Annotated in this window: 14 protein-coding genes; 4 read left to right on the plus strand and 10 right to left on the minus strand. The window is 67.5% G+C overall.

The features are described 5' to 3' along the window. The first annotated feature begins 43 nt into the window (after window positions 1-43). Entirely contained in the window at window positions 44-328 is a 285-nt protein-coding gene (locus tag NSQ78_RS21210) for a DUF2782 domain-containing protein (protein WP_014038952.1), read from the plus strand. A gap of 169 nt (window positions 329-497) precedes the next feature. Here NSQ78_RS21210 and NSQ78_RS21215 read toward each other — a convergent pair whose 3' ends face one another. The 8 genes from NSQ78_RS21215 to rpmB all read right to left on the minus strand — a co-directional run bounded on the left by NSQ78_RS21215 (window position 498) and on the right by rpmB (window position 8,251). Beyond that, window positions 498-944 carry a universal stress protein gene (locus NSQ78_RS21215; RefSeq protein ID WP_005411629.1) on the minus strand — a complete coding sequence of 149 codons (447 nt, stop codon included), beginning with the start codon at window positions 942-944 and terminating at the stop codon, window positions 498-500. A gap of 229 nt (window positions 945-1,173) precedes the next feature. Further along, window positions 1,174-1,728, minus strand: coding sequence for a hypothetical protein (locus tag NSQ78_RS21220; protein WP_064239518.1), 555 nt, complete (start codon window positions 1,726-1,728; stop codon window positions 1,174-1,176). Between the two features lie 106 nt (window positions 1,729-1,834). Then, the gene (locus tag NSQ78_RS21225; RefSeq protein WP_032960648.1) at window positions 1,835-2,161 is read right to left on the minus strand and encodes a low molecular weight protein tyrosine phosphatase family protein; all 327 of its coding nucleotides are present in this window, start codon (window positions 2,159-2,161) and stop codon (window positions 1,835-1,837) included. 122 nt (window positions 2,162-2,283) lie between these two features. After that, window positions 2,284-4,476: a DNA helicase II gene (uvrD, locus tag NSQ78_RS21230; protein WP_064239519.1), complete on the minus strand. Its 2,193-nt coding sequence runs from the start codon at window positions 4,474-4,476 to the stop codon at window positions 2,284-2,286. Between the two features lie 9 nt (window positions 4,477-4,485). Then, on the minus strand, window positions 4,486-5,907 hold the full coding sequence (locus NSQ78_RS21235; protein WP_064239520.1) for an FAD/NAD(P)-binding protein: 1,422 nt from the start codon (window positions 5,905-5,907) through the stop codon (window positions 4,486-4,488). A gap of 238 nt (window positions 5,908-6,145) precedes the next feature. Beyond that, window positions 6,146-7,564 carry a cardiolipin synthase gene (gene cls / locus NSQ78_RS21240; RefSeq protein WP_064239521.1) on the minus strand — a complete coding sequence of 473 codons (1,419 nt, stop codon included), beginning with the start codon at window positions 7,562-7,564 and terminating at the stop codon, window positions 6,146-6,148. Between the two features lie 272 nt (window positions 7,565-7,836). Beyond that, window positions 7,837-8,004: a 50S ribosomal protein L33 gene (rpmG, locus tag NSQ78_RS21245; RefSeq protein ID WP_169411268.1), complete on the minus strand. Its 168-nt coding sequence runs from the start codon at window positions 8,002-8,004 to the stop codon at window positions 7,837-7,839. A gap of 10 nt (window positions 8,005-8,014) precedes the next feature. Then, complete coding sequence (gene rpmB, locus NSQ78_RS21250; RefSeq protein WP_005411638.1) at window positions 8,015-8,251, minus strand: 50S ribosomal protein L28; 237 nt, start codon at window positions 8,249-8,251, stop codon at window positions 8,015-8,017. 281 nt (window positions 8,252-8,532) lie between these two features. Between rpmB and NSQ78_RS21255 the strand changes: the two genes are divergently transcribed. Continuing rightward, window positions 8,533-9,747 carry a glycosyltransferase gene (locus NSQ78_RS21255; protein WP_064239522.1) on the plus strand — a complete coding sequence of 405 codons (1,215 nt, stop codon included), beginning with the start codon at window positions 8,533-8,535 and terminating at the stop codon, window positions 9,745-9,747. Window positions 9,748-9,760: 13 nt separating this feature from the next. Here the strand turns inward: NSQ78_RS21255 and dnaQ are convergent, their stop codons facing one another. Together dnaQ and NSQ78_RS21265 are read right to left on the minus strand one after the other, a co-directional pair. Continuing rightward, window positions 9,761-10,270, minus strand: a complete 510-nt coding sequence (dnaQ, locus tag NSQ78_RS21260) for a DNA polymerase III subunit epsilon (protein WP_058979216.1) — start codon at window positions 10,268-10,270, stop codon at window positions 9,761-9,763. Window positions 10,271-10,325: 55 nt separating this feature from the next. Continuing rightward, entirely contained in the window at window positions 10,326-11,219 is an 894-nt protein-coding gene (locus NSQ78_RS21265; protein WP_064239523.1) for a LysR family transcriptional regulator, read from the minus strand. Between the two features lie 108 nt (window positions 11,220-11,327). On the opposite strand from NSQ78_RS21265, the gene NSQ78_RS21270 reads away from it, so the two are divergent. Together NSQ78_RS21270 and NSQ78_RS21275 are read left to right on the plus strand one after the other, a co-directional pair. Continuing rightward, a complete protein-coding gene (locus NSQ78_RS21270; protein ID WP_053504789.1) occupies window positions 11,328-11,717 on the plus strand; it encodes a RidA family protein in 390 nt (129 codons plus the stop codon). Between the two features lie 241 nt (window positions 11,718-11,958). Further along, window positions 11,959-12,297: a hypothetical protein gene (locus NSQ78_RS21275; RefSeq protein ID WP_057494028.1), complete on the plus strand. Its 339-nt coding sequence runs from the start codon at window positions 11,959-11,961 to the stop codon at window positions 12,295-12,297. Window positions 12,298-12,305 lie beyond the last annotated feature (8 nt).

A 12,305-nucleotide genomic window follows, 5' to 3' on the forward strand; every position in this document is an offset into this window, starting at 1 on the left:
ATGGGGCATAATCAGGGCTCTTTCCAGGCAAAGGCCCCCGCCGATGAAGACCCTGATGCTGGCTTCCCTGCTCCTGCTCGCTGGCTGCGCCAGCATGGGTGGCGCGGGTGCTCCCCCGGTGGACGTCAAGGGCGCGGATGTATCCAAGCGCACCATGGACAACGGTGACACCATCGAGGAATACCGTGTGTCCGGCCAGCTGCGCATGGTCAAGGTGACCCCGTCGCGCGGTGCCCCGTTCTACATGTACGACAAGAACGGCGACGGCCGCATGGACAACGACAAGGACGGCGTGTCGCCGGTCTACTGGAAGCTGTACAGCTGGTGAGGTGACCGGGGTTGTGACCGGGGCCGGATCCCTTTCCACAGGAAAGGGCTCTGACCCCCTCGGGGCCGTCGGCACGGCCCCCGATCCCCCACAAAAAACAACGCCGGCGCGCATCCTGCGGCCGGCGTCGGGTCCCCTCCCCGGGAACGCTTGAATCAGCGGGTATGGATCAGCGGATGACCAGCACCGGCAGCGTGCTGCGCGCCAGCACTTCTGCGGTCTGGCTGCCCAGCAGTACACGGGTCACGCCACGGCGGCCGTGCGAGGTCATCACGATCAGGTCGCTGTTGCGCTCGCCGGCGGTCTCGATGATGCCGTCGGCCGCGTAGCGGTCCAGCACGTGTACCGGGTTGGCGGTGATGCCCTGCTCGGCGGCCTTGGCCAGCGCCGGCTGCAGCACCTTCTGCGCCCCTTCCTCGCGGTCGGCCTTGTACTCGGGGCTGTTCATGTAGCCCACGCTCCAGCCCATGGCGTCGTACATGCCGACGGCCCACGGCTCGGAAACAGTGACGATATCGACCTCGGCGTTGAGGTCCTTGGCCAGCTCCAAGCCCTTCGCCAGGCCCTTGTCGGCCAGCTCGGACCCGTCGGTGGCAATCAGGATGCGCTTGTACATGGTGGGGCTCCGTGGCGGTCTGCCAGATGGGAACGACACCATTGCACACCGGATGTGGAGGCGGCGCCTTGAGCAGGATCAATCCGGCGTCGCGCAGCGGCCTGTGCGCATCGTCACGTGGTCCGGGGGACAGGCCCGGCCCGCCCTTCTCTGTAGAGCCGAGCCCGTGCTCGGCTGCTTCTGGCGGGAAAGGCAGCCGAGCATGGGCTCGGCTCTACGACAACGTCGCTCAGGCGATCTGCACGATGCGCGCGTTCTGACACAGCGGGTAGCTGGCCACGAATTCGGCGATCGCATCGCGCATCGCCTCGAACGATTGGCCGTACATGTACAGCGCGGTCTCGGTCGGGCCCTGCCACCAGCTGCAGATCTCGCCCAGGCCGTCGATGCTCTCCGACAGCTGCTCGAACACGTGGTTGGAATCGCACTGCTCGTAGACTTCGTCCGGCAGGTTCAGGCCATCCAGGTAGATGCCCAGGCCCTCGGTCACGCCGAAGCTGCGGTCGGCCTCGCCTGCGCCGTGGATCTTCGAGCCCTTCGGTGCACCCAACTGCTCCAGCAGGTCGATCAGCTTCGGCACGCCATCGGCATCGACCAGCGCCACTTCGATGTCGCCGTATTCGACCTCACCCAGATCGGACATCGCAGTGCCGCCGCCCGTCAGCTCGCCCACCTGGGCCGCCTGCAACAACGCGTCAAGCGGATCCTCGAACAGTTCATGGCGATGTTCGGGTTGCAGCTTGGCATTCAACGTCACGGTGACGTGCAGCGTGGGTTCGGTCATGGGGGCGTTCCTGGAAGAAGTGCCGCCTATTGTAGAGCCGGGCCGATGCTCGGCTGCTTTTCGCGCCAGATGCAGTCGAGCATCGGCTCGGCTCTGCAACAGCCCGTCAACGCAGGAAGGGCGTGACCTTGCGCTTCAGCAGCTCAACCAGCACCGGGTCCATGTACTCGTAGTCGTCCGGGATATCCAGGCAGATCACCCGCTTGCCGTTCAGCCATGCTTTGTAGCGGCTGGACAGCCGGTTGCGGTGGGCGCGCTCCATCACGAACACGATATCGGCCCACTGCAGCAGCTCGGGGCTGAGCACTTCCTCGGCATCGGCCAGCAACCCGGCCGAGGCGGTCTCGATGCCCGGCCAATCGGCGAATACCTGCTCGGCCGTCGGACTGCGCAGGCGGTTCTGGCTGCAGAGGAAGAGCACGTTGCGGGTCATGCGCGCAGCCTAATCGGGGCCGGATCCCTTTTCCAACGGAAAAGGCTCCGGCCCCAACCACGTGCATTCCGCGATGGGGTCAGAGCCCTCCCTGCGGGAGGGATCCGACCCCTGAACGGTGATCAGATCACCGTCAGGTTGGCGTAGGCCATCACCAGCCACTTGCTGCCGGCATCAGCAAACTCGACCTGCACGCGGGCGTGCGCGCCGCTGCCTTCATAGTCGGTCACCATGCCTTCGCCGAACTTGGGATGGGTGACCAGCGCGCCGAGCTTGACTGGCGGCGCCTCGATCGAGGCATGGCCCATCACCCGGCTGGCGCCCATCGAGGCCGGCCGCGAGACCTGCACCTTCGGGCGCACTTCGTGCAGCAGCTCGCGCGGAATCTCGCGCAGGAAGCGCGACGGCAGGCTGTAGTTGTCCTGGCCGTGGATGCGGCGCGACTCGGCGTAGCTCAGCACCAGCTTCTGGCGCGCGCGGGTGATGCCGACGTAGGCCAGGCGGCGCTCTTCCTCCAGCCGCCCGCTTTCTTCCAGCGAACGTGCGCTGGGGAACAGGCCGTCTTCCATGCCCGCCAGGAACACCAGCGGGAATTCCAGGCCCTTGGCCGAATGCAGGGTCATCAACTGCACACCGTCCTCGCCGGCCTGCGCCTGGCCTTCACCGGCCTCCAGCGCGGCATAGGCCAGGAACGCGACCAGCTCGTCCATGTCCTCGCCCACTTCCTCGATGTCGTCGGCGCGGCGCACGAAGCGCGAGGCGACCGAGACCAGTTCGTCGAGGTTGTCGGTGCGCGATTCCGAATCCAGCGAATTGCGGCTTTCCTTGCTCCAGTGCTCGCGCAGCTGCGAGCGGGCCAGCACGTGGTCCACGCGCTCGGCCAGGGTCATGTGCACGGTCTGCGCCTGCAGCTCGTTGACCAGCCCCAGGAAGCCGGCCAGCGCATTGCGCGCGCGTGCGGCCAGCGTGTTGCCCTGGGTGACCAGCATCGTTGCTTCCCACAGCGAGATGCCCTGCGCGCGCGCCTCGCGACGCACTTCGTCCAGCGTACGGTCGCCGATGCCCCGGGTGGGCGTGTTGACCGCGCGCTCGAAGGCGGCGTCATCGTTGCGGTTGGACAGCAGGCGCAGGTAGGCCAGCGCGTCCTTGATTTCGGCACGCTCGAAGAAGCGCATGCCGCCATACACGCGGTACGGCACCTGCTCGCTCAGCAGCGCCTCTTCCAGCGCGCGCGACTGCGCGTTGCTGCGGTAAAGCACGGCCACTTCGGTGTAGCTGCCCCCGTCGCGCACCCATTGGCGGGCACGCTCGACGATATAACGCGCCTCGTCCATCTCGTTGTACGCGGCGTACAGGTCGATCGGCTCGCCGTCGCCGCTGTCGGTCCACAGCTGCTTGCCGATGCGATCCGGGTTGTGCGCGATCACCGCGTTGGCAGCGCCGAGGATGTTGGCGGTGGAGCGGTAGTTCTGCTCCAGGCGGATGGTCTGCGCGCCCGGGAAATCGCGCAGGAAGCCCTGCACGTTCTCGACCTTGGCGCCGCGCCAGCCGTAGATGGCCTGGTCATCGTCGCCGACCACGAACACGTGGCCGGAATCACCGGCCAGCACGCGCACGAAGGCGTACTGGATGGCGTTGGTGTCCTGGAACTCGTCCACCAGGATCTCGCGGAAGCGGGCGCGGTAGTGCGACAGCAGCGCCGGGTTGTCGCGCAGCAGTTCATGCGCGCGCAGCAGCAGCTCGGCGAAGTCGACCAGCCCGGCGCGGTCGCAGCGCGCCTGATACTCGATGTAGGCCTGGCGCATGGTTTCCAGCCACGCGTCGTGCGGTTCGGGCTGGATGTGCTGCGGGCGGCGGCCCTCGTCCTTCTGCGCGTTGATCCACCACGCGATCTGCTTGGGCGGGTACTTGCCGTCGTCCAGCTCCAGCGCCTGCACCACGCGCTTGACCAGCCGCAGCTGGTCGTCCGAATCCATCACCTGGAAGCCTTCGGGCAGCTTCGCGTCCTGCCAGTGCAGGCGCAGCAGGCGGTTGGCCAGGCCGTGGAAGGTACCGATCCACATGCCACGGCTGCCATGGGGCAGCTGTGCATCGATGCGGTGGCGCATCTCGCCGGCCGCCTTGTTGGTGAAGGTCACCGCGAAAATGCCGTGGGTCGGCACGCCGTCGACTTCATGCAGCCAGGCGATGCGGTGGGTGAGTACGCGGGTCTTGCCGGAACCGGCACCGGCCAGCACCAGGTGGTGGCCGGGGGGAGCGGAGACGGCTTCGCGCTGGGCCGGGTTCAGGCCATCAAGCAGGTGGGAGACATCCATGCCCCCATTTTACGGCATCGCCGTCGCGGCTCCTGCGACCACCTGGGTGGCCAGTGCCTGCGCCTGCTGACGCAGTTCAGGCACCGCCAGGCTTTCCCACAGGCTGCCGATGCGCAGGCTGCCGAGTACGCCCAGCCGTGCCTGCGACTGGCCACCGGCCGCACGCAGGCGGTCGCCCGGCACCGTGCTGTCCAGGCCCAGCCCATGCGGGCCGGGGCGGGCCAGGCCATCGGCCTGCAGCTGCTGCAGCAGCGGATTGCGCAGCGCGCTGGCGCGGGTTTCCACACCGGTGGCGTTGATCACCCCGCTGATCGTCCACTGCTGATCCTTGCCGGAGGCATCGCGACCCGACAGCCGCAGGGCATCGCCTTCGCGGCCGATGCGTTGCAGGCGGGACCGGTGAATACGCAGTTGGCCGCTTTCGATCAGCGCCTGCAGCTGTGCGTCGACCTCTTCGGCGATGCGGTGGCGGTGTACGTCCCAGTAGCGCACCACATGGCGCAGGAAGCGGCGCTGGTCGGCCGCGTCGAGGCTGCACCACAGTGCCTGCCCGTGCGGACGGATGCGGTCCATCACGCCCTGCCACGGCAGGCCGTCGGCCTGCGCCTGGCGCGCGAACCGGCGCAACGCGCGCAGGCGCTGGCGCAGGCTCATCGGCAGCAGCGCAGCCGGATCGAACGTGGGCAGGCCGCCATGCGCATGCGGCAGCGGCAGCAGCCCGTGGCGCGAGATCACATGCAGCGGGCCGGTGTGGCCGGCTGCAACCAGCGCCAGCACGGTGTCGGCCATGCTCAGGCCGGAGCCGACGATGGCCACGGCCTGCTCACCGGCCAGGGTGCGCACGCCGTCGTAGTCCCAGGCCTCGATCACATCGTCGGCGGGCAGTGCCTTGGCACCGGCTACCGGCAGCGGCCGCATGCTGTTGCCGGTGGCCAGTGCCACCTGCGCGGCATGCAGCGTCTGTCCATCGCCGAGTGCCAGCTGGTAGCCGTGGTCATCCGGCTGCAGGCCCAGCACCGGCTGCGCGATCACCTGCAGCTGCGCCGGGCTGGCTGCGGCGGCCTCCTGCAGGCGCTGCTGCAGGTACGCCGCAAAGTAGTGGCGGCACACGTAGCGCTCGCCCAGCACCTCGCGCGCCTCGCCCGGGTAGGCGTTGGCGGCCATCAGGTAGTCGAGGAAATCGCCAGGCTGGTCGGCAAACGCACTCATCTTCGCCGCCGGCACGTTCAGCAGGTGCTCCGGCCACGGCGTGGCATAGGCGATGCCCTGCGCCAGCTGCGAGGCGGGTTCGAAGATGGCAATCGCCAGCGGCGCCTGGGCCTGGCGCAGCACCTGGATCGCCACCAGCACCCCGGCCGCACCACCGCCGATGATCGCCAGGTCCAGTTCGCCATTACGCGGTGAATCAGTCATGCGCCGATTGTAGGCCATCGGCGATGACGGGCCGGGTTGCCGAAGCGGGCGGGAACGACCGCTGTAATGACGGAAACGTCGGCAACGTCGGAAGTGACAGGGTAGAGTCGACTGTTAGTCGACTGCTCTTGCGATAAAAATCCCGTGCTGCGCGCGATAGTCGACTAACAGTCGACTCTACCCCGCCGGTTGCATCCACCCCATCGGTTGCATCCCCCCTGCCGCTTGCATCTACCCCGCCGGTTGCGCGCTCCGCTCACATCAACGCATCGGCCAGCCGTGCGATGCCTTCGCGGCTGCGCCGCCACGTGGGGCGGCTGCGCCACTGCTGCAGGTCCAGCTGCCGCGACTCGCGCAGGTAGCCATCCTCGATCGCGCACAGCTGCTGCACCAGCGCGCGGTCGTAGCAGACCAGGCCGATCTCGGCATTCAGCGCGAACGAGCGGATGTCCATGTTGATCGAGCCGAGCACGGCGATGTCCTCGTCCACGCTCATGTGCTTGGCGTGCAGGAACTGCGGCTCGTACAGCGCGATGCGCACGCCGCAGCGCAGCAGCTCGTCGTAGTACGCCTCCTGCGCCCACGAGGTCAGCTGCTGGTTGTTGCTGGCCGACAGAATCAGCTGCACCTGCACGCCGGACAAGGCCGCGATGCGCAGCGCGCTCAGCGTGGCCTCGTCAGGCACGAAGTACGGGGTGACCATCACCAGCCGGCGCCGCGCCAGGTGGATCAGCGCCGCCACCGCATCGCGTGCGTTGCTGTAGGGATAGGCGGGACCGCTGGGCAGCAGCTGGGTGGCGATGTCGTCACTGCACTCGGGCACATCGGCGATCACGTCCAGGCGCTGGCCGGTTTCCATGTACCAGTCGCTGGCGAACACCGCTTCCAGATGCGCCACGGCCGGGCCACGCACGCGCGCCACCAGCTCGCGGTTCGGGTGGCCGGGCACGAACTGCGGGCCGGCCAGGTTCTGCGAACCGACATAGGCCACTTCGTTGTCGATCACCGCGATCTTGCGATGGTTGCGCAGGTCCATGCGCCCGCTGCGGCGCCAGCGCAGGCCACCGGGCAGCATCGCGCGCACCTCGATGTCGCGCGCTTCCAGGCGCTTGCGATAGGCGCGCAGGCCGCGCTTGGCGCCTACCGCATCGAGCAGCACGCGGCATTGCACGCCACGTGCAGCCGCACGCTGCAGCGCCTCGACGATCGCCTCGCCCACCGCGTCGTCGAACATCAGGTAGTACAGCAGGTGCACGCGGTCTTCGGCCTGGTCGATATCGGCGATCAGCGTGTGCAGCGATTCGTCGTAGTCGGTCAGCAGGTCGACCGCGTTGCCGTGCACCGGCATGAAGTCGCCCTGGCGCTGCACCAGCGGCACGATCTCGGCGCTGGCGGTGTCCGGCTGCGGTGTCCAGCGCAGGCGATGCTGCAGCGCCTGTTCTTCGCGGATGACTTGCGAGGCCTCGGCCTGGCGGCGGATGCGCTCGCGCGACAGCCACGGGTGGCCGAACAGCAGGTACAGCGGCAGGCCCAGCAGCGGCACGAAGCCGACCAGCAGCAGCCAGCTGCGCGCGGCCCCCGGCGTGGTGCGGGTGGGAATCCAGCACAGCGCGACCAGCCGGATCAGCCAGTCGATCAGCAGCAGGTAGGAACCCAGCAACCACTCGAACAGCATCGTGTCGCCCGTCGGGAGGTGATGGGCCATTCTGCCCACCGGCCCTTGTGGAGTCGAGCCGCGCTCGACGGCCTTCCGGTCCGGCGGCACAGCAGCCGAGCGTGGGCTCGGCTCTACAGGACGGCTCAATGCCGCACCGCGTCGGCATGGCGGCGGCCGTTGAGCGCCATGCAGGCAATGCCCGAACGTTCGGCACCCGCATCAGGATGCCAGGCATGAAAAAACCCGCCACAAGGGCGGGTTTCTTCGCGGGGACCAGCAATCCGTGCGGATTACTTGATCTTGCCTTCCTTGTACAGGACGTGCTTGCGCACGACCGGATCGTACTTCAGGAATTCCATCTTCCCCGGGGTGTTCTTCTTGTTCTTGTCGGTCGTGTAGAAGTGGCCGGTACCGGCCGAGGAAATCATACGGACCTTATCGCGCTTGCCTGCCATGATGCTTTACTCCTCAGACCTTTTCGCCGCGCGCACGCAGCTCAGCCAGAACGGAATCGATGCCGTTCTTGTCGATGGTGCGCAGTGCATGCGCGGAAACACGAAGCTTGACCCAGCGGTTCTCGCTGGCCACCCAGAAACGGCGCTCGTGCAGATTCGGCAGGAAACGACGACGGGTCTTGTTGTTGGCGTGCGAGACGTTGTTACCCGTCTGCACTCGCTTGCCGGAAACCTGGCATACGCGGGACATTGCGCACCTCGATAGTAGTAGTTGTCAGCCCGTAGCCCGGGCGACGGCGGCCTCGATGGTTGCCCACCACACGTCAAGAGAATCAAAGGGTTACGCTGGCGTTGGGCGGCCGGGGACGTGCTCCCGGGGGCGCCGCCCGGTAGAAAACCGGACACAGCGAGCCGCGCATTATGCACGGGTTCAAGCACTTGCGCAAGTTACCCACAGGCGGGGACTGAACCGGCAGGGCCGGGGGGACTCCGCCAACCGGCATACTGGCCCGGATCACTGCGGAGCTTTCCATGCGGCTGCTGGCCCTGACCTACGGAACCGAAGGCGATACGCGTCCGCTGGCCATGCTCTGCCATGGGCTGATCGGCGCAGGCCACACGGTGACACTGCTGGCCGATGGCGGCACCCTGGGCAGCGCGCAGGCCCTGGATGTGCCCCACGCGGCCCTTGAAGGTGACATCCATGACGAAGTGGTCGCCCTGGTGTCGCGTGGCAACGGTGTTGCCGCCGCCAGTTCCGGTCTGGCACGGATGGCGCTGCAGCATGTCAGCGGCTGGATGCGCCAGGCCGATGCGGCCGCAGAAGGCTGCGATGCGATTCTGACCGGCGGACTGGCGGCCTTCGTCGGCATGAGCGTGGGCGAACGCCGCGGAATGCCGGTCATCGGCACCGGCATGATCCCGCTGACCCCGACGCGGGCCTTCCGCTCTCCGTTCCTGCCGCCCGGACGTTCGCCGGGCTGGTTGAACCGCGCCAGCTATGGGCTGGTCAACGGCCTGATCTGGCGCCAGTTCCGCCGGCAGATCAACGCGGCACGCCAGCAACTGGGGCAATCGCCGCGTCGCGCGCTGTGGTCCGGCCTGCCGATGCTCTATGGCATCTCGCCGCAGCTGCTGCCCCCACCGGCGGACTGGCCGGCCGACCACATCGCCTGTGGCCAATGGCGGCTACCTGATGCGCCCTGGACGCCGCCAGCCGATCTGCAGGCCTTCCTCGATGCCGGGCCGCCGCCGGTCTATCTGGGCTTTGGCAGCATGACCGGATTCGATCGCGAGCGCGTGCTGCCGGCCCTGCTGCAGGCGCTGGCACCGCGCCGGGTGCTGCTGTTTCCAGGGTGGGCCGGATTGCCGACGGGTGCGCTGCCAGCAGATGTGTTCGTGATCGGCCCGGCGCCACACGAAGCACTGTTCCCGCATTGCGCACTTGCCATCCACCATGGTGGCAGCGGCACCACGCATTCGGCCTGCCGCGCCGGCATTCCCTCGCTGGTGATGCCGTTCGCCGCGGATCAGTTCTTCTGGGCCGATCGCCTGCATCGGTTGGGCGTGGCACCGGCACCGTTGTCACCGAAGCGACTGGATGCAGCAACGCTGGCGGCAGCCATCACCTTCGCTGAAACCGACGCAACACGCGCACGCGCGACGGCCCTGGGCGCGGCGATGAGCCATGAGGACGGGGTGGCACATGGCGTGGCAATGATCGAGCGCTGGTTGCGGCCGGTGTAACAGCGGCCAGGCCTCAGCGCAGGTGCGGGATGACTTGGGCCAGTAGATGGGCATCCTTGAGCGCGCCGTGCAGGCCGCGCTGGCTGGGAATGCGCAGGCGCTGCAGCACATCATCCAGCTTGTTGCCTTGGCCCGGCCAGCGCCCGCGCGCCAGCTTCAGGCTGCAGGTGATGCGGCAGTGCTGGGCCAGCGTGCCGGGGATACCGGACAGACGCAGCTCGTTGTCCAGGAAGCCCACATCGAAGGTGGCGTTGTGCGCGACCATCTCGCTGCCGCGCAGGAAGTCGAGCAGTTCAGCAGCCTTGCTGGAAAACAGTGGCTTGCCCACCAGCATCGCGTCGCTGATGCCATGCACGCGCTGTGCGCCCCAGTCGACCCTGCGCTGCGGCTGCAGGTAGGTGTGGAACTGGCGGCCGCTGAGCTGGCCATCGATCAGTTCGACGGCACCGATTTCGATCACCCGGTGCCCCAGGCGGTGGGAGATGCCGGTGGTTTCGGTATCCAGTGCGACGATGCGGCTCATCAGGGTGTGCGTTCTCCAGTACGTGCACGCCGATTTTCGCACGCGACCGATGCACTCACCCCAGCGCTTCCACCACCCAATCAATGAACACCCGCAACCGCTGGCTCATGTGCCGGTTCGGCGGGAACATCACGTGCATCGGCATCGACGGCAGTTGCCAGTCCTCCAGTACCGGCAGCAACTCGCCATGCGCCACGTGCGGGTCGGCCATGTAGCTGGGCAGCGCCACCACGCCGAGTCCGGCCAACGCAGCGGCCAGATAGGCGTTGCCGTCATCGAAGCCGACCGTATAGCGGCCCTGCACCTCGACGCGTTCATCGCCGCGCTGCGCGCTGAACACCCGCGCCCGGCCACTGCGCGGGCTGAGGAAGCCGACCATGTGGTGGTCGGGGCCTTGCAGCGCGCGCGGATCGGTCGGCAGGCCGAAACGCTGCACATAGCCGGGGCTGGCGTGGAAACCGATCGGCAGCGCCGCCAGCGGCCGCGCCACCAGTGCCGGGTCGGTCGGGGTGCCACCCCGGATCACACAGTCGACGTTGTCGGCGATGACATCGACCTCGCGGTCGCTGACGCCGACGTCCAGCTGGATGTCCGGGTAGCGCGCCTGGAAGTCCGGCAGCGCCGGCACCAGCCGAAGTCGCGCGTAGGGTCCGGGCACATCCACGCGCAGGCGGCCGCGCGGCTGGCTGGCTGCGTCACCCAGCCCGCCCTCCACCTCTTCCAGCTCGGCCAGCAGGCGGACGATGCGCGGGTAGTAGGCCGCGCCGTCGGCGGTGACGCTGACCCGGCGCGTGGTGCGGTTGAGCAGGCGCAGCCGCAGGTGTGCCTCCAGCTGCTGCACCAGCTGGGTGACCGTCGTGCGGCTGATCTGCAGCGTGTGCGCGGCGCGGGTGAAGCTGCCGGTTTCCACGACCCGGGCAAACGCCCGCATCGCCTCGAAACGGTCCATGGCGGGCCATGATTGTTTGGAATTGACAATCAATCTAGGCTGATCATCACGGTTTATCCAGACAGCACTGGCGCGGAGGATGGCGTTCTCTCCCAAGGGATCTTCCCCATGTCACAGCGTGATGTCGTTTTCCCCACCGGCCGCCAGGCCCTGTACGAGCGCAACCGCTACTCGCCGGCGATCCGATCCAACGGTTTCCTGTTCGTCTCCGGCCAGGTCGGCAGCCGCGAGGACGGCTCGCCCGAACCGGACTTCGAAACCCAGGTGCGCCGCGCCTTCGAGAATCTCAACGCCGTGTTGGCTGCTGCGGGCTGCACGTTCGATGACGTGATCGACGTGACCGTGTTCCTGGTCGATCCAGAGAAGAACTTTGAGAAGGCCTGGGCGATCGTGCCGGAGTATTGGGGCGAGGCGCCGCACCCGACCCTGACCGGTATCGGCGTGACCTGGCTGTATGGGTTCCAGTTCGAGATCAAGGTGATCGCGAAGCTGCCGTGATACGGGTAGTGCCGGCCGCTGGCCTACAACGCGGTGGGGTCGAAAAGCGTGTCGACCAAGGTCGACACCTACCAGAGCACATGTGCGCGGCGCACCCGAACGATGTGGTGGGGTCAGAGCCCTTTCCGGCGGAAAGGGATCCGACCCCGCGCCCGGCCCAGCTGAACGGGAGATTCCGACGAATTCCCGAAGCGGCCATTGATATTGTATCCGTCGAAAACCGCTTGCTAGCCTCCCGTCCATGCGCCGGATCGCCCGCCACCTCCGCTCGACCCTGCTGATGCTGCTGATGGCGGCATTCGTGGTCGTGCCGGTGGCCGACGTGCTGGCCTGCGCGGTTGAACCGCACGACACCACTGCGGTGCACGTGGAAAGCAACGCCGATGATGCCGAGGGTGACAGTGACGGCAAGCACACCGGTGCCTGCAGCCACAACCACTGCCACCACTCCAACCTGAGCCTGCCGGCCAGCACCCTCGCCGCCTTCGGTGCGCCGCTGCCGGCGCGCTGGATGAATGCCGGCGACGCGGCGACCTATGCGGTCGCCCAGGATGAATTGACGCGTCCCCCCCGGGCGTGAGTTGAGCG

The organism is Stenotrophomonas sp. FSL W7-1447 (assembly GCF_037966425.1).
Lineage (GTDB): Bacteria > Pseudomonadota > Gammaproteobacteria > Xanthomonadales > Xanthomonadaceae > Stenotrophomonas > Stenotrophomonas pavanii.

Bases quoted from the DNA above. Each gene is read 5' to 3' on its own strand.
- NSQ78_RS21210 (WP_014038952.1), top strand. From the start codon at position 44: ATGAAGACCCTGATGCTGGCTTCCCTGCTCCTGCTCGCTGGCTGCGCC.
- NSQ78_RS21215 (WP_005411629.1), bottom strand. From the start codon at position 944: ATGTACAAGCGCATCCTGATTGCCACCGACGGGTCCGAGCTGGCCGAC.
- NSQ78_RS21220 (WP_064239518.1), bottom strand. From the start codon at position 1,728: ATGACCGAACCCACGCTGCACGTCACCGTGACGTTGAATGCCAAGCTG.
- NSQ78_RS21225 (WP_032960648.1), bottom strand. From the start codon at position 2,161: ATGACCCGCAACGTGCTCTTCCTCTGCAGCCAGAACCGCCTGCGCAGT.
- uvrD (WP_064239519.1), bottom strand. From the start codon at position 4,476: ATGGATGTCTCCCACCTGCTTGATGGCCTGAACCCGGCCCAGCGCGAA.
- NSQ78_RS21235 (WP_064239520.1), bottom strand. From the start codon at position 5,907: ATGGCCTACAATCGGCGCATGACTGATTCACCGCGTAATGGCGAACTG.
- cls (WP_064239521.1), bottom strand. From the start codon at position 7,564: ATGCTGTTCGAGTGGTTGCTGGGTTCCTACCTGCTGCTGATCGACTGG.
- rpmB (WP_005411638.1), bottom strand. From the start codon at position 8,251: ATGTCCCGCGTATGCCAGGTTTCCGGCAAGCGAGTGCAGACGGGTAAC.
- NSQ78_RS21255 (WP_064239522.1), top strand. From the start codon at position 8,533: ATGCGGCTGCTGGCCCTGACCTACGGAACCGAAGGCGATACGCGTCCG.
- dnaQ (WP_058979216.1), bottom strand. From the start codon at position 10,270: ATGAGCCGCATCGTCGCACTGGATACCGAAACCACCGGCATCTCCCAC.
- NSQ78_RS21265 (WP_064239523.1), bottom strand. From the start codon at position 11,219: ATGGACCGTTTCGAGGCGATGCGGGCGTTTGCCCGGGTCGTGGAAACC.
- NSQ78_RS21270 (WP_053504789.1), top strand. From the start codon at position 11,328: ATGTCACAGCGTGATGTCGTTTTCCCCACCGGCCGCCAGGCCCTGTAC.
- NSQ78_RS21275 (WP_057494028.1), top strand. From the start codon at position 11,959: ATGCGCCGGATCGCCCGCCACCTCCGCTCGACCCTGCTGATGCTGCTG.